Below are 24,157 nucleotides of genomic sequence, written 5' to 3' on the forward strand. Positions count from 1 at the left end.
CTCCCCTTGTGGGAGAAGGGCCGGGGATGAGGGGGGCAGTGAAAACCATTCCCCTCACCCTGCCCTGTCCCAGGGGGGAGAGGGAATCGCGCCGGTAAATGTTGGGCTTCGCTGCGCTCAGCACCAACCTACACCTCTGACGATCAGCCCTGGTTGGCTGGATCCTCATGGGCGGAGAACTCGCGCATAAAGGCCTCGGCCCGCTCCACCATCTTGGTCGAGCCAACGAAGTAAGGGGTGCGCTGGTGCAGCGCGGTGGGCTGGATATCCATGATGCGGCCAAAGCCGTCGGAGGCCTTGCCACCAGCCTGCTCCACCAGAAACGCCATGGGGTTGCACTCATAGAGCAGGCGCAGCTTGCCGTTCGGCGAGTTGGTGCCGGACGGATAGATGTAGATGCCGCCCTTGAGCAGGTTACGATGGAAATCGGAGACCAGGGAGCCGATATAACGGGAGGTGTAGGGTCTGTGGGTCGCCTCGTCGCGCTCCTGGCAATATTTGAGGTACTTCTTCACCCCGTCCGGGAACTTGATGTAGTTGCCCTCGTTGATGGAGTAGATCTTGCCCTCTTCCGGAATGCGGATGTTCTCGTGGGAGAGGCAGAAGCAGCCGATGGAGGGGTCGTAGGTAAAGCCGTTGACGCCAAACCCTGTGGTGTAGACCAGCATGGTGGAGGAGCCGTAGACCACATAACCGGCTGCGACCTGACGGTTGCCCGGTTGCAGGAAGTCCTCTAGGGTCACCGGCGAACCCTGCGGGCTCAAACGGCGGTAGATGGAGAAGATGGTCCCGACCGAGACGTTGACGTCGATATTGGAAGAGCCATCGAGCGGGTCGATCAGCACCACATACTTGGAGTTTTTGGAGAGCGGCGAGTCAAAGGCGACGAAGTCCTCTTCCTCTTCCGAAGCCATGCCGCACACCTCGCCGCGCGCTTCCAGCGCCGCCTTGAAGCGTTCGTTGGCGTAGACATCCAGCTTCTGCTGCACCTCGCCCTGTACGTTTTCAGCGCCCATGGAACCGATGATATCCGCCAGTCCCGCCTTGTTGATCTCCCGGTTCACCACCTTGGCAGCAAGGCGGATCGAGCTGAGCAACGAGGTCAGCTCGCCGGTCGCGGTAGGATAATCCGCCTGCTTTTTGACGATGAACTCACCCATGGTGATCATGTTTCGCATTTTTGTTCCTTTAGATCGCATCCGTTGGCATTGAAAACGTTTGCAGGCGTCAGCAAAAAAAATGCCGATCACCAGCGGCCTTGATTTGTAACCTAATGTAACGTCTGTTTTTTGTTTTTGCAGCGAATTAAGCGGCCTATTAAATAGGCTATCTCGCCTAACGTTATGGTAAAAGACGCGTTTCATTCGGTTTCAATCGATAACTTTCAGCCCCTTAATTCGTGGCAATAACCTGCTGCAAGCCATGAGTTGACTGGCCTTGAGCCATTAAAAATGGAGTCTGATGGGCCTGCCGTTCCCTCAGCCATTGCCTCTTGAGATCCGATCGCCAATCCAGCACACTGATTTCGCTTTGGAAGCAAATAAAACTCAAGGATTATCAATGAACAAGACTCTCATTGCCGGCATGGTAGCCGGACTGTTTGCCCTTCCCGCCTGGGCTGCCCAGGTGCCTGCCGGTACCAAGCTGCTGCCGGATGCCCAACAAATCTACGTGACCAATATCGGCACCGAACCCACCACCATCGACCCCCAGCTGGTGGAAGAGAGTGCCGGTAGCGAGATCGTCAACGATCTGTTTGAAGGGCTCTATGTACTGGATGGCAAGGGCAAAACCCAGCCAGCTGGTGCCGTCAGTTACGAGGTCGACAAGACAGGTACCGTCTACACCTTCAAGCTGAGGCCCGAGGCCAAATGGTCTAACGGTGAACCGGTCACCGCCGTCGATTATGTCTACGGCTGGCAACGGGCAGCCGATCCCAAGACCGCCTCCAACTACGCCTGGTTTATCGAGTTGACCGGTGTGGTCAATGCCGGCGAGGTGATCCAGGGCAAGAAGAGCCCGTCAGAGCTCGGGATCAAGGCGCTGGATGACTACACCCTACAGGTGACCCTGAAAAATCCGGTCCCCTTCTTCCTGAAGATGCTGGCCCACTACACCACGTTCCCAGCCCCCAAAGCCACCATTGAAAAATTCGGTAAGGATTGGGTCAAACCGGGCAATATCGTCTCCAACGGCGCGTTCGTGCTCAAGGAGTGGACCCCCAACGAGCGGCTGAGTGCCGAGCGCAATACCCACTACTGGGACAACCAGCACACCGTCCTGAATAAGGTGGTCTATCTGGAAATTGTCTCCGAAACCGCCGCTTACAACCGCTACCGCACCGGCGAGCTGCACTACACCACCTACCCGCTGGAGCAGTACAAGCACATCAAGAGCCAGAGCCCGCAAGATCTGGTCAGCGCCCCCATGCTCGCCACCTATTACTATGTGTTCAACGTGAACCGCAAACCGTTCGATGATCCGAAAGTGCGCAAGGCGCTCTCGCTGGCCCTCGACCGGGAGACCATCACCGACAAGATCTTGGGACAAGGGCAACTGCCCGCCTTCAGCCTGACCCCACCGAGTGTCGATGGCTTTGACCTGAAAAAACCGGCCAGTCAGCAGCAAAGCAAAGAGGAGCGGATCAAGCAGGCCAAAGCCCTGTTGGCCGAAGCGGGTTATGGCCCGGACAAACCGCTCAGCGTGGATATCCTCTACAACACCAACGAGAGCCACAAGAAAATCGCCTTAGCCGTCTCCTCCATGTGGAAACACAACCTGGGGGTCACCGCCACCCTCAACAACATGGAGTGGAAAACCATGGTCTCGGCACTGAACGAGGGGGATTTCGGGGTGAGTCGCTACTCCTGGAACGGGGACTATAACGATGCCTCCACCTTCCTCGATATCCTGACCTCAAGCAGCAGCGCCAACAGCGGCAAGTGGTTCAACAAGGAGTACGATGCCCTGCTGGCCAAGGCCCACGACTCGCAGGATGCGGCCGAGCGCAATCAGCTCTACCAGCAGGCAGAAGCACTGATCGAGGCTGACGCCCCTATCGCGCCGCTCTACTTCTACGTCAAATCGCGACTGCTCAAGCCGTTCGTCAAGGGTTATCCCTATGAGAGCCCGCAAGACATCGTCTATAGCCGGGACCTCTATCTGGTCGCCCAGTAACCTATCTGGCACTGCTTGATCATATAAAAAGCGCCTGCATTGCTGCAGGCGCTTTTCATTGAAGGCCAAGCAGGCCACTTGGCCCCTCTACGCTTTCACGCAAGATTACTCTTCGGGGCAAGGAGCCAGCACTACCCGGCGACGACCCATCACCACCGGACGCACCAGCAACTGTGCCAGCAAGACACCCAGCAGGGTCAGCCCACCCCCGATCAGGTGATAGCTGGTCAACCGCTCACCCAGCAGGGTGATGGCAAGGCCAGCCGTCATCACCGGCAGCAGGTTCATAAAGATGGCGGTACGGTTGGCACCGAGCAGGGCGATACCCTGCATCCAGAGCCAGGGTGAGAGCGCCGAAGTGGGGATACCGGCATAGAGGATCAGCCACAGGGCCCGCCCATCAGGCCACTGGCCATCCACCAGCAAAAAGAAGGGGGTCAGGATCACCACACTGCAGATCACCTGACCGTAGAGCAGCGACCAGTTGTCGAGCCCCAGATCCCACTTCTTGAGCAGCACGCTGTAAAGGGCATAAGTACCGGCCGAGATCAGCATATAGACAGAGCCGATATGAATGCCTTGGGTAAACAGCCGGGTCGGATCCCCCTGCCCCAGCAAGATAGACAAGCCAAGGATGGAAAGCAGCGCCCCCAGTAAAGCGCCCCAGGTGGGCCGCTCGCGCAGCAGCCAGATGCTGAACAACACGGTCAACAGCGGCGTCAGACCCATCATCAACCCCATCTCGGTGGCTCCCAGGGTTTGCGCCGCGTAGTAACCAAAAGTCTGGTTGAGCACCATGCCCAGCGAGGCCAGCATGGCGATCTGCCAAAGGCCAGCGCGCAGACGGGCACGCGCACGCCATACCCGACGGGCCAGAAACGGACTTAATACCAGCGCAGCCACCACCCAGCGCGACCAGGCCAAGGCTGCGGGGGACAACACACCAACCGCCAGTTTGCTGACGATGCCATTGCCAGCCCAGATGGCAATGCAGGAGAAGGGAAACAGAAAGGCAAGGGGCATGAGAGGATCCAGACCGAAGAGACAACAGCGGGCCAGTATAGGGGGCGATGGGAGATAAACAAAGGTGTGGGCCTGAACAGCCACATGGTGAACGCCAGTAGCCAGAAACAAATATGCCCGCAAAAGTGCGGGCATATCAGTGCAGAAACAGGTTCAGAAGCGCATCACGCGGCATCCATGTGCAGTCTTGAGATCAGCTCGTTGACTTCGGTGACTGTCTGGCGGTGGGGAATATCCGCCGGATTCGGCATCAGCAACAAACCGGATTGGAAATCAAACCGCCCCCGACCATGGATGTAAATCCGACCTTTAAAGAAGGTTTTGACATGCTTTGCCACCATCAGTGGCAGGTACTTCTTGAACACTCTCATCGTTTGCAACCTCTTGCAGTTGTATCCGTATGACAGCAGCTTCTGCGAATTAATTCCGTAAATTATTTATAAAAATCCGGAAAACTCGCCCATCTCTTCCCAAAAAACTCAATCTATAACTTTTTATTAACTTTTAGCCTATTGTATGCGGCCCTTCGAGCCAGAGCAAGGCTCCTTTGCCATCGTGCCACTCGATACAGGCGATCCCCGAGGTGGCGAACATGGGTGCTCCTGCGGCCGGGCAGAGGCTTTGCACCAGATAACCCACCAGCGGCAGATGGCTGACCATCAGGATCTGGTCATGTTGTTCAGCCAGAGTGGTGAGGTAGCTGGCCACGAAAGCGGGATCACCGTAAGGGGTAATGTCGCCACTCTCTTCAACGGCTGCTGCGTCAGGTAATTCACTGCATATGGCTTGCCAGGTCTGGCGTGCCCGCAGATAGTTGCTGTGGATCACCCGATCCAGCGGGCCAATCAGCTGAGGCGCCAGCCAGCGGGCCATCTGGATAGACTCTTCAATACCCTGCTCGGTCAATGGACGCTGTTCATCTGTTTTCGCATTCATGCCAGCCTGGCCATGACGCATGATATAGATCTTCATTACAACCTCGCCCAACGGGCCTGTTTTGATAGCCGGGGGATCTTACCCCGCCACGGGTGTGGAAACAATTGCGCTACCTCTCAGAAAAGGGTTTGCCTGACGGGATAGCGGGGTCGATAATCATGTTTAAATTCAAATAAATCCAACGTGAGCCACACGCCAATGAGCCCATATGCCAGTCCCAATGACCATCGGCAATACCATTTTCTGGAGCTGGCCAACCGGCTCAGGGTCTTGTTGATTTGTGATCCCGACACCGACAAATCCGCCGCTTCTCTGGCGGTCAATACCGGCCATTTTGACGATCCCGCCGACCGGCAGGGAATGGCCCATTTTCTGGAACACATGCTGTTTCTCGGCACCTGCACCTACCCCAAGCCTGGTGAGTACCAGCAATTTATGAGCCGTCATGGCGGCAGCAACAACGCCTGGACCGGCACCGAGTTCACCAACTTCTTCTTCGAGATCGACAACGGCTTCTTCGAAGCGGGGCTGGATCGCTTCTCCCAGTTCTTTATCTGCCCCACCTTTGATCCGGAGTGGGTGGACAAGGAGCGCAACGCGGTCGACTCCGAGTATCGCCTCAAACTGCAGGACGACATGCGCCGCAGCTATCAGGTGCATAAAGAGACGGTCAACCCGGCGCACCCCTTCTCCAAGTTCTCGGTGGGCAACCTCGATACCCTGGCCGATCTGCCGGGACGGGATCTGCGCTCCGACCTTATCCGTTTTTACGAAAGCCACTACAGCGCGGATCGCATGGCGCTGGTGATGATCTCGCCACAATCCATCGATACCCAGTTGCAGTGGTGCTGTCGCTACTTTGCTCCCATTTTGAATCGCAATTTGGGAACCCCGACCCTCACCATGCCGCTCTACCGGCTCGACGATCTCGGCGTGCGCATCCACATCAATCCGGTCAAGGAGACCCGCAAGCTGTCGCTCAGCTTCCCCTTGCCCAATGTGGACGAGTTTTACGACAAAAAGCCCCTCACCTTCCTGAGCCATCTGATCGGTTATGAGGGGGATGGCAGCCTGCTCTCCCTGCTCAAGGCGAAAGGCTGGGTCAACCAGCTCTCGGCGGGTGGTGGCATCAGCGGCGCCAACTTCAAGGATTTTGGCGTCAACTTCGGCCTCACCCCTCTGGGCCTTGAACATGTGGATGACATCCTCGCCGCCCTGTTTGGCTATCTGAAACTGATTGGCCGCGAAGGGCTGCAGAGCTGGCGCTATGACGAAAAACGGACCGTGCTCGAATCGGCGTTTCGCTTTCAGGAGCGCGGCCGCCCCCTCGATACGGTGTCGGGGCTGGTGCTCAACCTCTTTAGCTACAAACCTGAGGATCTGCTCTACGGCGACTACATGATGCGCGAATATGACGAGGGGCTGATCCGCCGTTTCCTCGCCAAGCTCACCCCGCACAACCTGCGTATCACCATCACTGCGCCGGAAGTGGCGACCGATCGGCTGGCCCGCTGGTATCAGACCCCCTACAGCGTGACGACCATTACCGAGGCCGAGAAAATTCGCTGGCAGCAGAGCGAGCCAGATCCGGCGCTGACGCTGCCCAAGCCCAACCCCTTTATCAGCAGTAGGCTCGATCCGCGCACGCCCGAGCTTGCCGCCGACATGCCCGCCTGCCTTATCGATCGCCCCGGTTTTCGCCTCTGGCACCTCCATGAGCACCTGTTCAGCGTGCCCAAGGGCAATCTCTATATCTCCATCGACAGCGAACATGCGGTCAAAAATCCGCGCAATATCGCCATGGCGCGCCTCGCCGTGGAGCTGTTGGCCGACCACCTCAACGCCCTCACCTATCCGGCGGAGCTGGCGGGGCTGGGTTACCAGATCTATGCCCATCAGGGGGGCTTTACCATCAACCTGAGCGGTTTTGCCGACAAGCAGCCACTCTTGCTCGACATGATCCTCGGCAACCGCACCCTGGGGTATCCGGATCCGAGTCGCTTCGCCGAGATCAAGGAGCAGCTCATCCGCAACTGGGACAACCAGTCCAAGGCGCGCCCCATCTCCCAGCTCTTTAACCAGCTCACCAGCCTGTTGCAACCCAACAACCCGCCGTTCGAGCAGTTGCTGCGTCACCTGCGCACCGTCGAGCTGGAGGAGATGCCCGGCTTCGTGGCCCAGCTGTTTGGCGAGGTGCATGTCGAGGCGCTGGTACACGGCGACTGGACTGCCGCCGAAGCGCTGGAGCTGGCCGCCCTGATGGAGCGCCACCTGAGCGACATCAATGGCACCAGCAGCAATCCGAGCGGCGAGACCCGCCGCCCGCTCATCTCCATTCAGGACAGGAGCACCCTTATTCGCGAACAGGGTTGCGATCACGAAGACTCGGCACTGCTGGTCTACTACCAGTCCCGCACCACCCGGGCGCGGGATCTCGCCTGCTTTACCTTGGCGAACCACATCATGTCCTCCACCTTCTTCCACGAGCTGCGCACCCGCCAGCAACTGGGGTATGTGGTGGGCGCCGGCAACCTGCCCCTCAATCGCCATCCGGGGCTGATCTTCTATATCCAGTCGCCGGTGGCGGGGCCGCAGATCCTGCTCGATGCGGTGGAGGAGTTTATCGACCTCTTCCCGCTCGCCATGCTCGAATTCACCGAACAGCAGTGGCAGGAGAGCAAGGCGGGACTGCAAGCCCAGCTGAGCGAGCGGGATGCCAATCTGCGCAGTCGCGGCCAGCGGCTGTGGGTCAGCATCGGCAACAAGGATCTGGGGTTTGATCAACGGGAGCGGGTCTGCGACGAGGTGGGCAAGTTGAGCCGCGCTGACCTGGTGCGCTTTATCACCCAGCTGCGATCGCGCACCTCCGATCGGCTGATCCTCTGCAGCTATGGTCAGGGGCACGAACATGACGAGCGGATCACCGGCCAGTTTATCGACGATCCACGAGCATTTCGGCTCAATGCCGCCACCTTCGAGGCCTGATCAGGCCTCGACATCCCCCGTTTTTCCTTCCCACCGCAAATCGCAGGCAATAAAAAGCCGACCCCTCAGGGTCGGCTGGAAAAACCATAACAATTGCGACCAAAGCCGCCAAAAGTGAACATGAGCGTGAAAATCAGACACTGAGTTGCTGATCAGCAAGCGGGAAAGACCCGATACTTGCGTTGCAATGCCAACAGTGATTGAGAAACAGCCTCATATTAGGCACTCCCCCCGCCAGTCACGTTGATCTACGTCAAAGGAGGTAGCGAAGAGCGCGTAGCCCGATGATTTGTCGGCGCAGATCACCCTTTGGCCGCCCACTAGCTGCCCGTTAACCCCGGCGAACCAGCCGGTAGGCTACCTCATCGAAGTAGGAGAGCTGACCCGACAGCACCCGCGGGTGATCCACCTCGGCGGCGCGCCCCAGCACCTCGATACGAAAATCGCGCTCGAACAGGGCTCGCACCTCCATCTCGCCCACCGAGAAGGGGGGCTGACTCTGCTGCTCCGGCTGATATTCGAGGGTCACCAGCAGGATCTGGCCACCGGTCTCGACCAGCGAACTGATCAGGGCCGCATACTGGCGGCGCATCGCGGTCGGCAGGGCGATCAGCGCCGCGCGATCATAGACCAGCCGGTAACGGCGACCCAGACTGGGGGCGGCGAAAAAATCCCCCTGAAAAATGCGCAGGCTGTCCACCTGATGGCACTGATAAGGGCCCACTTCGCTCACGGTCGCGGCGAGCTGGTTTTCACTGAAGAACTGGCTGACGGCAAGGCTCGATAGCTCGAAACCGTCGACCGGATGGCCCTGAGCGCTCAGCCAGAGCATGTCGCGGGATTTGCCACACAGGGGAACCAGCACCGGCTCGTCCGCTTGCTGGGCTGACCACCAGGATTGCAGCCAGTGGTTGAAGTCCGCCTGATGAAAGCCAATCCGGTTCTCTTCCCAACGCTGATGCCAAAACGCAGCTTCCATCGTTATTACCCTTCTGTACTAAAGATGCCTCAATATCACAACTTAACCGGCACCGTGCAACCCTCTGCCATTCCCTTTTTGCCGCGCAGCCTCTGCGTGTTATCGGGCGAATGGCGGGACATCCCCTTACCGTGCGCCTCGCTGTCGCAATCGGCGCTATTGGCTGCATTTATAACGGACAAGACATACCAACCCATGCAAAAACGTCATGGGTGTATGGCGATGAATGAATAAAAGGAATGACGTTGGCAAGCCAAAACGTGCCTGCCAACGCCAAAAAGATCACGACAGCGTGGCGCGAGCGGCCGCCAGCTGACGCTCGATATAAGCAAAATCGGGACGATCGGCGGGGAGTTCCGAGAGGCAGGCCGCTTTGAGCTGATGCAACCCATAAAGCGGTGAGTCTTGCGTATCGCAATGGGCCAGCAGCTCTTCCAGCAGGCAACCAAAGGCGCGCACTTCCAGTCGCTCAAGGCCCATGGCCCGCTCGCGGTCGCTGCGCTCATACAAAGAGGCGGCACCGAAATCCCCCAGCAGGGCGCGAGCCGGGGCGTCAGACCCACGGGCAAACAGAATATTGTGGCCGTAGAGGTCCCCGTGCATGATGCCCGCGCGGTGCAGATGGCACGCCACCGAGGCGATGCCGTGGGCCATCGCCAGTGCATCCGTTACACAGAGACGCAGATCCTCGGGATAGACATCCCGGGTGCAGGAGTCCAGGCTCGGCGGCCCGGCCAGATTGGCAAAGGCCGGGTCGATCAGCTCCATTACCAGCGCCGGAATGCCGGAGGGGTGATCCGCCACCTTGCCTATCACCTTGATAAGGTTGGGATGAGTGCCCGCCGCCAGCGATGCCGCCATCTCGCAGCGGGGCAGCCCGTCGCTGGTCACCGCCCCCTTGAACAGCTTGACCGCCACCTGACTGCCATCACCTCTGTCGCTCGCCTGAGTCACTTCATCAGCAGGATTACCCACAAGGGTGGCGCGATGGATAACGCCAGATGCTCCCTGCCCCAGTAGCTCGCCCAGCCCCAACGTCTCCCAGGCAAGAGGCGTGACATGGGCATCATCGATGGCCCGCGCCTCCGTCCCTTCGCTAAAGGGGTTGCCGGAGTAGGCGAGCCATGAAAGGCGCGGCAGCGAGAGCAGCCACTCGGGGAAGCATTCGATGCGGTTGGCGGCGATGCGCAGCAACTCCAGCTTGCGGCAGTTGGCAAGGCTCGTCGGCAACTCGCGCAGGCGGTTGCCCGCCAGCATCAGCTTTTGCAGGGCGTCGCATTGGCCCAGCTCATCAGGCAACTGTTCCACCGCGTTGTCGGTCAGGATCAGCCAGCGCAAACCGGCGGGCAGCGCCTTGGCCGAGACGGTGGCAATCCGGTTGGCCTTAAAGCCCACCATGGTGAGCGCAGGACAGCGCCCCAGCACCTCGGGCAGCTCGGTAAAGCGGTTCTCGGAGCAGAAGATGATGCGCAGTTTGCCAAACCCGGCCAGCTCGTCAGGGAGCGCGCTCAACCGGTTGCCGGTGAGATCCAGCACCTCCAGCGTCTCTTTCAGGCTCAAAATCTCGGGGGGGAAAACCGCGAGGTTTTCAGAGAGCTTCAGATGGCGGGCACCGCACAGTTCACCTGCGCGCAGCTGTTCCAGAGTATGCATAACCGTTTCTCAATCCTGATGATCTGCCTGATGACGTAGCCAGCCATCAGCGCGCGCCGAACCCGGGTCCGGCGGTTTTAAAGGGGGGCATTATAAAGAATTCGGGGCGCAGTTCGCCCCTTTTGTTGCCACGAAGGCCTGTATCGACATGTAGCAAAACGACTTGGGTACAAAGAGAGCAAGATTCGGGTCGTCCCGGCAAGGAGTGGTTGCCATAGTGGGGGCCAAACCCAAGTCGGTTGGAACCTATTGGAGTTCCAACCCACAGCCAACCCTGTGCCCCACTGATTTGGCGCACAACACACCTGCGAGGGAACAGCCATGTCATTACTGTCCAACAAGGTCGCCATCATCACCGGCGCCAGCTCCGGCATCGGTCGCGCCAGCGCCATCCTGTTTGCCCGGGAGGGAGCAAGTGTCGTCGTCGGCGCCCGCCGCAAGCCCGAGCTGGATCTGCTGGTGGAGGAGATCCGCCATGAGGGGGGCCAGGCGGCAAGTCTGGCGGGAGATGTGAAAAGCGAGAGTTACGCCCGCGATCTGGTGGAGCTCGCGTTAACACGTTTCGGCGGGCTCGATATCGCCTTCAACAACGCAGGTACCACAGGCACGCCGGGCAGCGTAGAGGAGCTTGAACTGGCGCAGTGGCAGGAAACGCTGGATACCAACCTCACCAGCGCCTTTGTGGGGGCCAAGTACCAGATCCCCGCCATGCTGGCGCGTGGCGGCGGCTCGCTTATTTTTACCTCTACCTTCGTCGGCCATATCCTGGGGCTGCCCGGTATGGCGGCCTATGCGGCGAGCAAGGCAGGCCTCATTGGCCTGACCCGGGTGCTGGCTGCCGAATATGGGGCACAAGGGATTCGGGTAAACGCCCTGCTGCCGGGGGGCACCGACACTCCCATGGGGCGGGCTTTTGCCAATACGCCAGAGAGCCTCGCCTTTGTGCAGAATATGCATGCCCTTAAACGACTGGCCCAACCGGAGGAGATCGCCCGCTCGGCCCTCTATCTCGCGTCCGATGCATCCAGCTTTACCACCGGCATTGCACTGCTGGCCGATGGTGGGGTATCAATTTGTCGCACATGACCTTGTCGCCCCCAAGATCCTGCGACCGAAACCTTATCGTGAGAGCGCCTTATGTCTGATTACGCCCGCATCGCCGATGCCATCCGTTTTATCGCAAGTCAGGTGGAGCGCCAACCCACTCTGGACGAGATAGCGGCGCACGTGCACTTAAGTCCCTTTCACTTCCAGCGGCTGTTCAGCCGCTGGGCCGGAGTGACGCCCAAACGCTATCTGCAGGTGCTGACCCTGGAGCGGGCCAAGGCGCTGCTGCAGGAGTCGCGCCCCCTGCTTGAAGTGGCCGATACCCTGGGCCTTAGCAGCGGCTCGCGGCTATACGATCACTTCGTGCAGCTCGAAGCGGTGACGCCGGGCGAGTACAAGCAGCGCGGGGCCGGGCTGGTTATCGATCACGGGGTGCACGACACGCCCTTCGGTCAGGCATTCGTCGCCCTGACCCCGCGGGGGGTGTGCAACTTCTCGTTTCTCGATGAAAAGGCCCCACAGGCGCCGCTGGCCGCCCTCGCCCACAGCTGGCCTGCGGCAAGGCTGCAAGAAGCGCCATCACGCACCCAGGGGGTCATCAACACCATGTTCGATGGTAGCAAGGCGCCGGATCGCCCCATCTCCTTGCACGTGAGCGGCACCAACTTTCAGATCAGCGTCTGGCGGGCGCTGCTGCAGATCCCGCCCGCCAAGGTGGTGAGCTACGCCCAGGTGGCGAGCGCCGTCGGCAATCCCAAGGCTGCCCGCGCCGTGGGGTTGGCGGTGGGCGCCAACCCCGTCGCCTTGATGATCCCCTGTCACCGGGTCATCCAGCAAAACGGCAAACTCGGCGGCTATCACTGGGGCGAGACCCGCAAACAGGCGATACACGCCTGGGAAGCGGCGAGGTATGAGTGAAGGTAGCCTTTAGTCTGCTCGGCCTGATGGGGGTGACGAAACAGGAGTGTTGGTTGTGAGTCAGCAGACAATCAGGCTGTGCCGGACAAGCGTGCGGCGATATACAGCGGGGAAAACAGAAAAATCGGGGCGCAGATCGCCCCTTTTGTTGCCTTGGCAAGACATGGTGCCTAGCCACCCCACCCCAGCGGATTTACGAAAAGACGTAGGGTGCAATAAGCGCAGCGCATTGCACCATTTGCCGAGCGGCTTTTGTGCAAGGTATGAGAAACAAAAGTAGAGGTGCAATTTCATTGCACCCTACGACACTCTAAATAGCGGAGGCATACCCCAGCCAGATTAACATTTCTCTGGTGAAGTAAGAGTTTCAATACGATCTTGATTTGATAGACAAACGTCAATTCCGTACTCAGTTAACTTGTAGCTAAAATACTCATTACCATTAAAATCAGAGCTATTTAATTTTTCGATCATACCTAAACGGGTGAGTTTTATTATAGCCAAGTTGATTTTAGCCGAACTTAAATCATATTTAACGAAACGGTTATACAAATCCCAACTAACGCAACCATCAACATCTGAGTTTACAGACTCAAGTAACACTGACAATGCGATCATATCTGTGTCGGTGAGCGTTGCTAATTGAGCATTTACATCAATACGTGGTTTTTCCTGAACAGAATCAAGTTCAAGCAAACCTTGTAGTTTGAAAGCTCGTTTTATTTGTGTAGCGGAGTAATTAAGAGATGAAGCTAAGTCTTCATCACTTCTGTTTGCATCAAAATCTGTTGGAGTAATACCTAGAAGATCACTTGGGAAATGCAAGTCAACGCCACGTGGTTTTACAATAAAACACCGGTTCTTTCCAATTGCACCAATAAACAAACCAAGTTCAAAAACTACGTTATCTCTTACAACATACTTTTCTCTAGATCTAATAACTGTCAGGTCATCAGGAGAAAAAATAAAAATAGAGAAATCTACAGACTTAGCTTTTGAAATCAAGTCATCAAGAGCGTTACTCGAAATGTTAAATGTACCATTCCGCCATATTGTAACTTCTGCATCAAACTCTAAGTTTTCAGCAATTGCATCTGCTATAGGTAGGCTTTCAACAGATGAACCGATAAATACTCTTGGCTTTCTCATAGTCCCTCCAATTTTTTGTTAAAAGTTCGCAAAGCCGTGAACGAAGTGAATAATATATTAAGGGTCATTTATTGAAATATGTCTCTAATACATTACCTGATGCCTCATCAACTCTGCAGTTGAATCCCGCAAAATTCCCTACCCATAATGGAGATTCACTTGTAATGTAGGTGTAAGCATCAACCGCACCTTGACCAATATCTGATGCCCGCCAAATAAAACTCCCCGCACGAGCATAGCAAAATAGGTTTCTAGCTGGGCTATTTCTCTCAAAGGCCATCCAGTCATATATGACCAAAACGTGTTCGTGAATCAGTGATGCGCTGAGGACTGGATATTCGCCTTTAAAGCGAACACCATCACCTTCAATCCAGTTTTCATGCACTGTAAGCTGCATGTGACCTCTAATGGCGATTAGATGGGAAGCGGTACAGGTCAGTTCACTGAGCTTGCCATATAACTCTGCGGCTACTCTAGCTTGACGAAAAAGGCTGTTACCGAGCCAGTATGCTAGCTAGTAAGGAAGATAATAAAAAGTGTGATATGGCAGTTTCCTGAGCAAGATCAACAAATTAAATAAGACGTACCAATACTGGACATATATCTGCGGTGCCAGATCATAGATAAAGAAAAGACGCCCTAAGGCGTCTTTCATATTTTCAGGATTTGGAGCAAACCGGTTAGGAGATCTCCCCCTCCCCGCCAAGCCCCGCCCCCAATCAAATCGGGGTAATGGAGGTGATATGGGCATCCCCGTCCAGTGATTTGAAGATCTGTACCACGGCTTCGCCATGGATCGGTTTGGCAAGCGGCACAGTGCTCTTGCACTTGAAGCGGTAGTTGGTGCCAGCCACCACCTGGGTGGAGACTTCAAAGGGTACGTACTGCACCCCGACAAATCCTTTCAGCGCCTGATCAAATACCGCCTGATCCTCGGCGGTCAGCTTGTGATATGCGGTCCATCCACCCACCAACACTGCTTGTTCTGACATATCAAACTCTCCGTGCTCTATGATCCCGACTCGTTTGGCCGTTCGGGCTGCGCCCCGTTGATTCAAGTGGTTTCCGGTCTCCACCGGGGTGTCATCACTGCCGGTTGGCGCGATAACGATGGGCCCGTTTGCGCAGCTATCTGCAACTGGATAAGCCCTCCCCCTTGCCACAAGCCGCTGTTGACAGCGGGCTCAATTGGCATGAGAGAGCCTAGTGCGGGATGGCAAAAATGCCCCTGTCACATATGACAGGGGCAAGGTGGCGAAAAGCTGCTCGAAAAAAGAAGATGTGTTGCGCAAACGATTGAGAAAAGAAAAGACGCCTCAAGGGCGTCTTTTTGCATTTTTATGCTCGAAGGGCAGAACGGCGCGAGCCGCTTATTCCCATTCGATGGTTGCGGGCGGCTTGCCGGAGACGTCGTACACCACGCGGGAGATACCGTTGATCTCGTTGATGATGCGGTTCGACACGTGACCGAGGAAGTCGTACGGCAGGTGAGCCCAGTGGGCGGTCATAAAGTCGATGGTCTCGACGGCGCGAAGCGCAATGACCCAGTCATATTTGCGACCATCGCCCATCACGCCAACGGAGCGCACCGGCAGGAACACGGCGAACGCCTGGCTGACCTGGTTGTAGAGGTCGGCTTTGCGCAGCTCTTCGATAAAGACCGCATCGGCGCGGCGCAGAATATCGCAGTACTCTTTCTTCACTTCGCCAAGGACGCGCACGCCCAGACCGGGGCCCGGGAACGGGTGACGGTAGAGCATGTCGTAGGGCAGACCCAGCTCCAGACCAACGCGGCGCACTTCGTCTTTGAACAGCTCGCGCAGCGGCTCGACCAGACCCATCTTCATCTCTTCCGGCAGGCCGCCGACGTTGTGGTGAGACTTGATGACGTGGGCCTTGCCGGTCTTGCTGGCAGCGGATTCGATAACGTCCGGATAGATGGTGCCTTGCGCCAGCCACTTGGCGTTTTTCAGCTTTTTCGCTTCATCATCAAACACTTCAACGAAGACGCGGCCGATGATCTTGCGCTTGGCTTCCGGCTCGTCAACACCGGCCAGGGCAGAGAGGAAGCGCTCTTCGGCTTCAACCTTGATGATGTTCAGACCAAAGTGATCGCCAAACATCTCCATCACCTGCTCGCCTTCATTCAGACGCAGCAGACCGTTGTCAACGAAGACGCAGGTCAGGCGATCGCCGATGGCGCGGTGCACCAGCATGGCGACCACGGAGGAGTCGACACCGCCGGAGAGGCCGAGGATCACTTCATCGTCACCCACCTGCTCGCGGATGCGGGCAACGGCGTCGTCAATGATGGTGGCCGGGGTCCAGAGGCATTCGCAGCCGCAGATGTCTTTGACGAAGTGCTCCAGCATGCGGGCACCCTGACGGGTGTGGGTCACTTCCGGGTGGAACTGCACGCCGTAGAAGCGCTTGGCCTCACACGCCATGGCCGCGTGCGGGCAGGTCGGGGTCTGGGCGATGGTGGTGAAGTCAGCCGGAATGGTGGTGACCTTGTCACCGTGGCTCATCCAGACATCCAGCAGGGCATTGCCGTTGTCGGCGATGGCATCTTCGATGTTGCGCAGCAGGGCGCTGCTCTTGCCAGCTTCGCCCAGCACTTCCACCTTGGCGTAACCGAATTCACGCTCGGTGGAGGATTGCACCTTGCCACCCAGCTGCTCGGCCATGGTCTGCATGCCGTAGCAGATACCGAACACAGGGACACCGGCGTTGAACACGTACTCGGGGGCGCGCGGGCTGCCCGCTTCGGTGACGGACTCGGGGCCGCCGGAGAGGATGATGCCGCTCGGATTGAATTCGCGGATCTGCTCTTCGGTTACGTCCCAGGCCCACAGTTCGCAGTAAACGCCGATTTCGCGCACGCGGCGGGCGATCAGCTGGGTGTACTGGGAACCGAAGTCGAGGATAAGGATACGGTGCTGGTGAATGTCTTTAGTCATTTTATTCCTGCATCAGGCTGATGTTGTCACAAAGGGCACGGGATAAAAAAAGGGTGGAAAAACGGGGCGCAGGGCCCCGTCTTATCAGCCCATCCGATAGTTGGGGGCTTCTTTGGTAATGGTCACATCGTGGACGTGGGACTCTTTCATCCCGGCGCCGGAGATGCGCACAAATTCAGCTTTAGTGCGCATGTCGTCGATGGTGGCGCTGCCGGTCAGGCCCATGGAGGAGCGCAGGCCGCCCATCTGCTGGTGGATGATCTCTTTGAGGCGACCCTTGTACGGCACGCGACCTTCGATACCTTCCGGTACCAGCTTGTCGGCGGCGTTGTCGGTCTGGAAGTAGCGGTCGCTGGAGCCTTTGGACATGGCGCCCAGAGAACCCATACCACGGTAGGATTTGAAGGAGCGACCCTGATAGAGCTCGATCTCGCCCGGCGCTTCTTCAGTACCTGCGAACATGGAGCCCACCATGACGCAGCTGGCGCCCGCGGCGATGGCCTTGGCGATGTCGCCGGAGAAGCGGATACCGCCATCGGCAATCACCGGAATACCGGTGCCTTCCAGCGCGTCAACAGCGTCGGAGATGGCAGTGATCTGGGGCACGCCCACGCCGGTCACGATACGGGTAGTACAGATGGAACCCGGGCCGATACCGACCTTGACCGCATTGACACCGGCAGCAGCCAGCGCCTTGGCGCCCGCGGCGGTCGCCACGTTACCACCGATGATCTGCAGATCCGGATAGGCGTCACGAGTAGCCTTGATGCGATCCAGCACGCCCTGGGAGTGACCGTGGGAGGAGTCGATCAGCAGTACGTCAACACCGGCTTCCACAAGCGCGGCGACGCGCTCTTCGTTGCCGGCACCGGCACCAACCGCAGCACCGACCCGCAGACGACCCTTGTCATCTTTACAGGCGTGCGGCTTGCGCTCGGCTTTCTGGAAATCTTTAACGGTGATCATGCCCTTGAGCTTGAAGTCGCCGTTCACCACCAGCACTTTTTCGATACGGTGCTTTTGCATCAGGGCAACCACCTCTTCGCGAGGGGCCCCTTCACGCACGGTGACCAGACGATCTTTCTGGGTCATGATCTGTTCAACGGTCTGGGAGAGGTCAATCACGAAGCGCACGTCACGGCCGGTGATGATACCGACCAGCTGATTGCCGTCAGTCACCACGGGGTAACCGGCGAAGCCATTCTTGTGGCTCAGCTCCTTGATTTGGGCGATGGTCATGTCAGGGCGCACGGTGACGGGGTCAGTGACCACGCCGCTCTCGTACTTCTTGACCTTGCGCACTTCGGCAGCCTGCTGCTCGATGGACATGTTCTTGTGGATAAAGCCGATACCGCCTTCCTGGGCCAGTGCGATAGCCAGACGGGCTTCGGTCACTGTGTCCATGGCAGCGGAGATCATCGGGATGTTCAAGCTGATGGCGGAGGTCAGCTTGGTACGCAGATCGGCAGTATTGGGAAGAACTTCGGAGTGGGCGGGAACCAACAGTACATCGTCGAAGGTTAACGCTTCTTTGGCAATCCTGAGCATGGCAATATCTCACCGTTGAGGAAGTGGGGGTGTAAAATATTGCCGACGAAGTTTACTCACGCATTGGTCACTGGTAAAGAAGTTTTTTGAATTTTTTATGGCATAGCCCTCTTTTAGGCGGCCAAAACGCCAAAAAACCAAGATTATCAGTACGAAAAGCGCCATTTCGGGGCAAAAGAGTTGGCTAACCGGTGATTTATGCAAAACCGGTAGGTGCCGACGCTGCGCAACCCCCATGCAACGGGATGATCGACAGGGGCTCAGGGGGCAAGCGGCCTCTGACCCCCCCTCCCCTTATCTTGTGTCCTTGTATTCTCTCTTGCCATCGCGGCGACCTCTCGCACCGGTATCATTCTCTTCTCAATGTCCCTTGCTCGGTCTGGATAATAAATTTAGCCCGCTGCCAATATATATTTTCCGTCACAACAAGGGGTGTCTCTCTTTATTATTTTCGCCCCACCATCCGCAGCAAGGTATTATCTTTATCCAGCAGATGATGTTTCAACGCCCCGACAATGTGCACCAGCAAAAATGCCAGCATGACATATGGCAAATAAATATGGACTGTGTGAGCAATATCCCGAACGGATTCACTGAATGGAATCACATTGGCAGGATCATGGATATCTGGATTCATCGGGATAATAGACCAGCCAAATATCGCGACTCCTCGGCCAGCCGCAGCAGAATAACAGAGACCGGACACTGGAATAAGCAGCGTTGAAATCAGCAAACCCCAGTGGATCGCCCTGGCTGCCAATGCCTCGTACACAGGATATTGACGCACAGGCTCAGGCCACCCTTTAACAAGGCGGAGAATGGCGCGGGGCAGGATCAAGATCAGTGCAATCACCCCCAGAGATTTATGCAGCGCATAGAGATCCCATATTTCAAATTTAACCATCAGATAACCGACAAGGGTCAGGCCAATCATCAGCAAGGCAACCGACCAGTGCAGCAAACGGGTCGTCAAACTTAAGCGGGTTGAGGGATTCATAAGCTACTCCAAACAGGGGGCGAGTGAACGCTGGTCAAGATGGTGGCGCCGTGAACATCAGCAGCACCTGAGATATCAACGGCATCCAGGCAAGCTGCAACGCGGCCAGATGCGGGCAAGCGCGAGGGCTTTTATCGGGAGCCATACTGCCTGCCCGGATAAACGGCAGCGTTTCCAATCTTGCTTTTCTGCTGCTGGCGCCGCCTGCTTAACGCCCTCCCCCTGTTTCGGGTTAAGATAGCAGCCATCGTTTTATCCCGGCCCCGCCGGGGCAGACCACAGGTACGCCTTTGAACCGATTTACCCCATCCAGTGCGGCGAACAGCCGCGAGCAGCAGGTCTTTACCGTCACCCGCCTCAACAGCGCCGTGCGCATGATCCTGGAGCAGGATCTGGGGCTGGTGTGGCTGACCGGCGAACTCTCCAATCTGGCGATGCCAAGCTCCGGCCACTGGTACTTCTCCCTTAAGGACATGTCGGCCCAGGTGCGCTGCGCCATGTTCAAGGGCAACAACCGGCGGGTGGCGTTTCGCCCGCAGGATGGCATGCAGGTGCTGGTGCAGGCGCGAGTCTCTCTCTATGAGCCGCGCGGCGACTACCAGCTGATCATCGAGTCGATGCAGCCGGCGGGCGATGGCGTGCTGGCGCTGCGTTTTGAAGAGCTCAAGCGCAGCCTCGGCGCCGAGGGGCTGTTTGACGAAGGCCGCAAGCGGCCGCTGCCCCGCGAACCGCGGGCGGTGGGCCTTATCACCTCCGCCACCGGCGCGGCTTTGCACGATATGCTCACCGTGCTCAAACGGCGTGCGCCGGATCTACCGGTCTTTATCTACCCGACTCAGGTACAGGGGAGCGCCGCCATCAGCCAGATCGTCGCGGCGATCGCCAAAGCGAACCGACGCGCCGAGGTGGATGTGCTGATCGTCGGGCGCGGCGGCGGCTCGCTCGAAGATCTCTGGTGCTTCAACGAAGAGGCGGTGGCGCGTGCCATTGCCCACTCAGCCATCCCTGTGGTGAGCGCGGTGGGCCACGAGGTAGATGTCACCATCAGCGACTTTGCCGCCGACTTGCGTGCCCCTACCCCATCGGCCGCCGCCGAGCTGGTGGCGCCGGATCAGAGCGCCCGTGCCCAGCGTCTCGTTCACCTCAAGCAGCGACTGCTGCAGGCGATGAGCCGCCAGCAGACCGCCGCCCGCCACGATTTCATCCTGCTGCAAAAGCGGCTCGACCATCAGGACCCGAAACGGCGACTGGAGCAGCAATCCCAGCGCCTCGACGAACTCTCCACCCGTTTGCAGCAGCTATTGCGCCAGCGGCTGCATCAGGGTGAGCGGCGCCTCGCCAACCTTGAGCTGCGCCTGCAGGGCAAGAGCCCGGAGAGATTGCTGGCTGCCGGCAAGCGCCGCCACCAGCTGGCCGAGGAGCGGCTTCATGCCCTGATTGCCAAGCGCCAGGATCTGGCGAGCCACCGCCTCGCCATGCTTACCGCCCGCCTCGACGGGGTGAGCCCGCTCGCTACTCTGGGTCGCGGCTACTCCATCACCCGCACTCCACGCGGCGAAGTCATCAGCCGCGCCGATCAGGTCAGCAGCGGCGATCAGCTCATCACCACCCTGGCACAAGGGAGCCTGCAGGTGCGGGTCGAGGAAGTTATCAAAGACTCTGCGCAGTAGATCGGCTGCATCAAACCACCAGCCAATCTGCGATTCAGCCCGGCAATCAGCCAAAAACAAAGGCCACCACCGCAAACAGGGTGGTGGCCTTTTTTATCTCGGGCGCTGGCGCCCGCTCACCCCTTGGTACGGCGGGCGACCAGGGTGAACTTGTAATCATCGCTCTTGAAGAAGTTGCGACTGAACTCGAACACGGTGCCATCTTGCAAGAAGCCACGGGAGACCTTCTCGATAATGGGCTTGGCAGGGTCGATACCGAGCGCCTCCACCACCTGCGCCGAGGGGAGCACCGGAATGATCTCCTGCTCGCTGCGGTCAATCACCAGCTGCTTCACCTCTTCGATGTAGTGGTACTTGGAGCCCTGCATCACCGCATAGCTGAGATCGGGGAAGAGGGCGAGCGGCATCCAGGTCTCCTCCAGCGTTACCGCGATCTGGCGAATAAAGCGCACCCGCTTGACGTAGTAGACCAGCGCCCCTTCCAGCAGATTGAGCCGCTCGGCCAACTCACTGCTCGCCTTGATCACCTCGAAGGCGAGAATGTCACTGTGGGTCTCGGCCGCCGGATCGGTCACCTTCTCATAGAGGCTGGTGAGCTGATAGATGTCGTAGTTCACCTTCTCCTGCCGCACATAGCTGCCGCTGCCCTGAATGCTCTCGATGACGTTGAGTTCGGTCAGCTGCTTGAGGGCCTGGCGCACCGTCACCCGGCTCACCCCGAACTGCTCGCGCAGCTCGGCTTCGGTGGGCAGGGCATCGCCGGGGGCCAGCTCCCCTTGCGCAATCCACTGCTGGATGGTGTCGGCTATCTGGCGATACATGGGTTTTTTCGACACGAAAGGCCACCTCGTCGGCTCTGCGCCATGATAAATGGAAGAGGCGTCATTCTACCCCAGTTACCCGGCAGACAAAACGGCTCGGCCCCATTTGACCTAACAAATCACCTTGACCAAACAATACAAAAACAATACAAATAACGAATTGTATGATACCACTCACAAAAATCAGTCGGCCGGTTTGTTAGCATCGCTGTCACTTTCACCATGACGGCTTGCTGGCAAGCCAACCTGACAGAGGATCATCATGAATCTGACCAGTCTTACCGGCCCCCATCTCATCACGTTGCAAACCCGGTTTGCCGATCGGGATGCGGCCATTCATGCCCTGGCTGATCGGCTCGATCAGGCCGGCAAGCTGCACGACAAGGCCGCCTTTTTGGCTGCGGTCATGGCCCGCGAGGCACAGGGCCCCACCGCCCTTGGCGAAGGGCTTGCGGTACCTCACGGCAAGTGCGATGCGGTGCGCGAAGCGGCCTTTGCCGTCGCTACCCTGAGCGAGGAGCTGGGCTGGGAGGGGATCGACGGCCCCGAGCCGGTCAACCTGATCTTCATGCTGGCGATCCCGACCGATCAGGCGGGCTCCACCCATATGCAGCTGCTCACCACCCTCACCACCGCTCTGGTGGATGACGATACCCGCGAGGCCGTGCTGGCGGCTCAAAGTGTCGAGCAACTGATGGCACTGCTTGATGGTGAAGGGGATAGTGGCAAGCAACCAGAAAAAGAAGACAAGTTAGATACAAATAAACCCACTGTGGTCTGTGTCACCGCCTGCCCGGCGGGGATCGCCCACACCTATATGGCTGCCGAGTATCTGGAAAAGGCGGGCCGCAAGCTGGGTATTCGGGTACTGGTCGAGAAGCAGGGTGCTAATGGCATCGAGGATCGCCTGCCACAAGAGGCGCTCGATGCCGCAGTGGCCTGCATCTTCGCCGCCGAGGTGGCCATCAAGGAGCAGGAGCGTTTTGCTGGCATCCCCCGGATCGAGACGCCGGTGGCCGAGCCCATCCGCCATGCCGAGCGGATCCTCAATGAGGCGCTGGAAGCGGCCAAGGCAGGGCGCACCGCCCCGACCCCCAGCACCAGCCAGAGCGACGCGCAGACCGGCAAGAAGGTGAGCCTCAAGACCGAGCTCAAGCAGGCGCTGCTGAGCGGCATCTCCTTTGCCGTACCGCTCATCGTGGCAGGCGGTACCGTGCTCGCCGTCTCTGTGCTGCTGGCCCAGATCTTCGGCCTGCAACATCTGTTTGACACCGAGAACTCCTGGCTCTGGATGTACCGAAAACTCGGCGGTGGCATGCTGGGCACCCTGATGGTGCCGGTGCTGGCGGCCTATACCGCCTATTCGCTGGCGGACAAACCGGCGCTGGGCCCGGGCTTTGCGGCGGGACTGGCCGCCAACATGATTGGCTCCGGTTTTCTCGGCGGCGTGGTCGGCGGCCTTATCGCCGGTTACCTGATGCGCTGGGTCAAGCAGCATGTGCGCCTTAGCCCTAACTTCAACGGCTTTCTCACCTTTTACCTCTATCCGGTGATCGGCACCCTGGTGGCAGGCAGCCTGATGCTGTTTGTCATCGGCCAGCCGGTAGCCTGGCTCAACAACAGCCTCACCGAATGGCTCAACGGCCTCTCCGGCACCAATGCGCTGGTACTGGGCGCCCTGCTCGGCTTTATGTGCTCGTTTGACCTGGGTGGCCCGGTCAACAAGGCGGCCTACGCTTTCTGCCTCGGCGCCATGGCCAACGGGGTCTACGGCCCTTACGCCATCTTCGGCGCGGTCAAGATGGTCTCGGCCTTTACCGTCACCTTCTCCACCCTGCTGGCGCCGCGCCTGTTCCAGACCTTCGAGATCGAGACCGGCAAGTCGACCTGGCTGCTGGGGCTGGCGGAGATCACCGAGGGCGCCATTCCGATGGCCATCGAAGATCCAATCCGGGTGATCGGATCCTTCCTCGCAGGCTCGGTGGTCACCGGCGCCATGGTGGGTGCCATGGGGATTGGTCTCTCCACCCCGGGGGCCGGCATCTTCTCCCTGTTCCTGCTCCACGATGGCGGCCACGGCGCCCTGATGGCGGCCGCCGTCTGGCTCGGTGCGGCGCTGGTGGGCACCCTTATCTCCACTGTGGTGCTGATCGGCTGGCGCCGTCACGCCATGCAGCGCGGCACCTATCAGGTGGTCGCCCCAGAGTAAGGCTCATCTTCACCACCGCTTTTTCAACAGACTATTTTTCCGCACGGCAGGCAAGGGCCGCCGTGCGTCAGCAAAGGATCATTGT

At 58.4% G+C, this 24,157-nt stretch carries 19 protein-coding genes; 6 read left to right on the top strand and 13 right to left on the bottom strand.

Going from position 1 to position 24,157, the window contains the following annotated elements; all coding sequences use genetic code 11:
* Positions 1 to 143: 143 nt before the first annotated feature.
* Positions 144 to 1,178 carry a class 1 fructose-bisphosphatase gene (fbp, locus tag AB5Z09_RS12030; RefSeq protein WP_005336993.1) on the bottom strand — a complete coding sequence of 345 codons (1,035 nt, stop codon included), beginning with the start codon at positions 1,176 to 1,178 and terminating at the stop codon, positions 144 to 146.
* Between the two features lie 382 nt (positions 1,179 to 1,560).
* Between fbp and AB5Z09_RS12035 the strand changes: the two genes are divergently transcribed.
* Positions 1,561 to 3,177, top strand: coding sequence for a peptide ABC transporter substrate-binding protein (locus AB5Z09_RS12035; RefSeq protein WP_043825544.1), 1,617 nt, complete (start codon positions 1,561 to 1,563; stop codon positions 3,175 to 3,177).
* A gap of 105 nt (positions 3,178 to 3,282) precedes the next feature.
* Here the strand turns inward: AB5Z09_RS12035 and AB5Z09_RS12040 are convergent, their stop codons facing one another.
* From AB5Z09_RS12040 to sixA, 3 genes are all read right to left on the bottom strand, one after another.
* Positions 3,283 to 4,200 (bottom strand): DMT family transporter, encoded by a 918-nt coding sequence (locus tag AB5Z09_RS12040; RefSeq protein ID WP_368195386.1) that lies wholly within the window; start codon positions 4,198 to 4,200, stop codon positions 3,283 to 3,285.
* 164 nt (positions 4,201 to 4,364) lie between these two features.
* The gene (locus tag AB5Z09_RS12045; RefSeq protein WP_005336998.1) at positions 4,365 to 4,571 is read right to left on the bottom strand and encodes a DUF1107 domain-containing protein; all 207 of its coding nucleotides are present in this window, start codon (positions 4,569 to 4,571) and stop codon (positions 4,365 to 4,367) included.
* A 133-nt stretch (positions 4,572 to 4,704) separates the two neighbouring features.
* Positions 4,705 to 5,172, bottom strand: coding sequence for a phosphohistidine phosphatase SixA (sixA, locus tag AB5Z09_RS12050; RefSeq protein WP_021230584.1), 468 nt, complete (start codon positions 5,170 to 5,172; stop codon positions 4,705 to 4,707).
* A 162-nt stretch (positions 5,173 to 5,334) separates the two neighbouring features.
* Between sixA and AB5Z09_RS12055 the strand changes: the two genes are divergently transcribed.
* On the top strand, positions 5,335 to 8,121 hold the full coding sequence (locus tag AB5Z09_RS12055; protein ID WP_368195387.1) for an insulinase family protein: 2,787 nt from the start codon (positions 5,335 to 5,337) through the stop codon (positions 8,119 to 8,121).
* A gap of 331 nt (positions 8,122 to 8,452) precedes the next feature.
* Here AB5Z09_RS12055 and AB5Z09_RS12060 read toward each other — a convergent pair whose 3' ends face one another.
* Together AB5Z09_RS12060 and AB5Z09_RS12065 are read right to left on the bottom strand one after the other, a co-directional pair.
* Positions 8,453 to 9,100, bottom strand: coding sequence for a thiopurine S-methyltransferase (locus tag AB5Z09_RS12060; protein WP_005337003.1), 648 nt, complete (start codon positions 9,098 to 9,100; stop codon positions 8,453 to 8,455).
* Positions 9,101 to 9,382: 282 nt separating this feature from the next.
* Positions 9,383 to 10,753, bottom strand: coding sequence for a leucine-rich repeat-containing protein kinase family protein (locus AB5Z09_RS12065; RefSeq protein WP_368195388.1), 1,371 nt, complete (start codon positions 10,751 to 10,753; stop codon positions 9,383 to 9,385).
* A gap of 321 nt (positions 10,754 to 11,074) precedes the next feature.
* Here AB5Z09_RS12065 and AB5Z09_RS12070 point away from each other — a divergent pair, with 321 nt between their 5' ends.
* Complete coding sequence (locus tag AB5Z09_RS12070) at positions 11,075 to 11,839, top strand: SDR family oxidoreductase (RefSeq protein ID WP_181497363.1); 765 nt, start codon at positions 11,075 to 11,077, stop codon at positions 11,837 to 11,839.
* Between the two features lie 51 nt (positions 11,840 to 11,890).
* The gene (locus AB5Z09_RS12075) at positions 11,891 to 12,718 is read left to right on the top strand and encodes a bifunctional transcriptional activator/DNA repair enzyme AdaA (protein WP_368195389.1); all 828 of its coding nucleotides are present in this window, start codon (positions 11,891 to 11,893) and stop codon (positions 12,716 to 12,718) included.
* Positions 12,719 to 13,057: 339 nt separating this feature from the next.
* On the opposite strand, the gene AB5Z09_RS12080 is transcribed toward AB5Z09_RS12075, so the two are convergent.
* The 6 genes from AB5Z09_RS12080 to AB5Z09_RS12105 form a co-directional block, all read right to left on the bottom strand.
* Positions 13,058 to 13,867 (bottom strand): nucleotide-binding protein, encoded by an 810-nt coding sequence (locus AB5Z09_RS12080; protein WP_335841998.1) that lies wholly within the window; start codon positions 13,865 to 13,867, stop codon positions 13,058 to 13,060.
* Between the two features lie 64 nt (positions 13,868 to 13,931).
* Positions 13,932 to 14,264, bottom strand: a complete 333-nt coding sequence (locus AB5Z09_RS12085) for a hypothetical protein (protein WP_139348866.1) — start codon at positions 14,262 to 14,264, stop codon at positions 13,932 to 13,934.
* Positions 14,265 to 14,586: 322 nt separating this feature from the next.
* The gene (locus AB5Z09_RS12090) at positions 14,587 to 14,859 is read right to left on the bottom strand and encodes a hypothetical protein (RefSeq protein ID WP_005337011.1); all 273 of its coding nucleotides are present in this window, start codon (positions 14,857 to 14,859) and stop codon (positions 14,587 to 14,589) included.
* 378 nt (positions 14,860 to 15,237) lie between these two features.
* Positions 15,238 to 16,827, bottom strand: coding sequence for a glutamine-hydrolyzing GMP synthase (gene guaA / locus AB5Z09_RS12095; RefSeq protein WP_019445882.1), 1,590 nt, complete (start codon positions 16,825 to 16,827; stop codon positions 15,238 to 15,240).
* A gap of 84 nt (positions 16,828 to 16,911) precedes the next feature.
* The gene (gene guaB, locus AB5Z09_RS12100; RefSeq protein WP_005345006.1) at positions 16,912 to 18,375 is read right to left on the bottom strand and encodes an IMP dehydrogenase; all 1,464 of its coding nucleotides are present in this window, start codon (positions 18,373 to 18,375) and stop codon (positions 16,912 to 16,914) included.
* Positions 18,376 to 18,820: 445 nt separating this feature from the next.
* Positions 18,821 to 19,372 (bottom strand): cytochrome b, encoded by a 552-nt coding sequence (locus AB5Z09_RS12105; RefSeq protein WP_368195390.1) that lies wholly within the window; start codon positions 19,370 to 19,372, stop codon positions 18,821 to 18,823.
* Positions 19,373 to 19,662: 290 nt separating this feature from the next.
* Between AB5Z09_RS12105 and xseA the strand changes: the two genes are divergently transcribed.
* Entirely contained in the window at positions 19,663 to 21,042 is a 1,380-nt protein-coding gene (gene xseA / locus AB5Z09_RS12110; RefSeq protein WP_368195391.1) for an exodeoxyribonuclease VII large subunit, read from the top strand.
* Positions 21,043 to 21,158: 116 nt separating this feature from the next.
* Here the strand turns inward: xseA and AB5Z09_RS12115 are convergent, their stop codons facing one another.
* The gene (locus AB5Z09_RS12115) at positions 21,159 to 21,878 is read right to left on the bottom strand and encodes a GntR family transcriptional regulator (RefSeq protein WP_005360030.1); all 720 of its coding nucleotides are present in this window, start codon (positions 21,876 to 21,878) and stop codon (positions 21,159 to 21,161) included.
* Between the two features lie 247 nt (positions 21,879 to 22,125).
* Between AB5Z09_RS12115 and mngA the strand changes: the two genes are divergently transcribed.
* Entirely contained in the window at positions 22,126 to 24,072 is a 1,947-nt protein-coding gene (gene mngA / locus AB5Z09_RS12120; RefSeq protein ID WP_368195392.1) for a PTS 2-O-a-mannosyl-D-glycerate transporter subunit IIABC, read from the top strand.
* Positions 24,073 to 24,157 lie beyond the last annotated feature (85 nt).

The sequence above is a fragment of the Aeromonas sp. R2-2 genome (assembly GCF_040908355.1).
Lineage (GTDB): Bacteria > Pseudomonadota > Gammaproteobacteria > Enterobacterales > Aeromonadaceae > Aeromonas > Aeromonas veronii.

What these genes read in the sequence shown, in the direction of transcription:
- AB5Z09_RS12035 (WP_043825544.1), top strand. Translation starts at nt 1,561, where the DNA reads ATGAACAAGACTCTCATTGCCGGCATGGTAGCCGGACTGTTTGCCCTT.
- AB5Z09_RS12060 (WP_005337003.1), bottom strand. Translation starts at nt 9,100, where the DNA reads ATGGAAGCTGCGTTTTGGCATCAGCGTTGGGAAGAGAACCGGATTGGC.
- sixA (WP_021230584.1), bottom strand. Translation starts at nt 5,172, where the DNA reads ATGAAGATCTATATCATGCGTCATGGCCAGGCTGGCATGAATGCGAAA.
- AB5Z09_RS12040 (WP_368195386.1), bottom strand. Translation starts at nt 4,200, where the DNA reads ATGCCCCTTGCCTTTCTGTTTCCCTTCTCCTGCATTGCCATCTGGGCT.
- AB5Z09_RS12065 (WP_368195388.1), bottom strand. Translation starts at nt 10,753, where the DNA reads ATGCATACTCTGGAACAGCTGCGCGCAGGTGAACTGTGCGGTGCCCGC.
- AB5Z09_RS12090 (WP_005337011.1), bottom strand. Translation starts at nt 14,859, where the DNA reads ATGTCAGAACAAGCAGTGTTGGTGGGTGGATGGACCGCATATCACAAG.
- AB5Z09_RS12075 (WP_368195389.1), top strand. Translation starts at nt 11,891, where the DNA reads ATGTCTGATTACGCCCGCATCGCCGATGCCATCCGTTTTATCGCAAGT.
- guaB (WP_005345006.1), bottom strand. Translation starts at nt 18,375, where the DNA reads ATGCTCAGGATTGCCAAAGAAGCGTTAACCTTCGACGATGTACTGTTG.
- mngA (WP_368195392.1), top strand. Translation starts at nt 22,126, where the DNA reads ATGAATCTGACCAGTCTTACCGGCCCCCATCTCATCACGTTGCAAACC.
- AB5Z09_RS12045 (WP_005336998.1), bottom strand. Translation starts at nt 4,571, where the DNA reads ATGAGAGTGTTCAAGAAGTACCTGCCACTGATGGTGGCAAAGCATGTC.
- AB5Z09_RS12055 (WP_368195387.1), top strand. Translation starts at nt 5,335, where the DNA reads ATGAGCCCATATGCCAGTCCCAATGACCATCGGCAATACCATTTTCTG.
- AB5Z09_RS12070 (WP_181497363.1), top strand. Translation starts at nt 11,075, where the DNA reads ATGTCATTACTGTCCAACAAGGTCGCCATCATCACCGGCGCCAGCTCC.
- AB5Z09_RS12105 (WP_368195390.1), bottom strand. Translation starts at nt 19,372, where the DNA reads ATGAATCCCTCAACCCGCTTAAGTTTGACGACCCGTTTGCTGCACTGG.
- AB5Z09_RS12085 (WP_139348866.1), bottom strand. Translation starts at nt 14,264, where the DNA reads ATGCAGCTTACAGTGCATGAAAACTGGATTGAAGGTGATGGTGTTCGC.
- fbp (WP_005336993.1), bottom strand. Translation starts at nt 1,178, where the DNA reads ATGCGAAACATGATCACCATGGGTGAGTTCATCGTCAAAAAGCAGGCG.
- guaA (WP_019445882.1), bottom strand. Translation starts at nt 16,827, where the DNA reads ATGACTAAAGACATTCACCAGCACCGTATCCTTATCCTCGACTTCGGT.
- AB5Z09_RS12080 (WP_335841998.1), bottom strand. Translation starts at nt 13,867, where the DNA reads ATGAGAAAGCCAAGAGTATTTATCGGTTCATCTGTTGAAAGCCTACCT.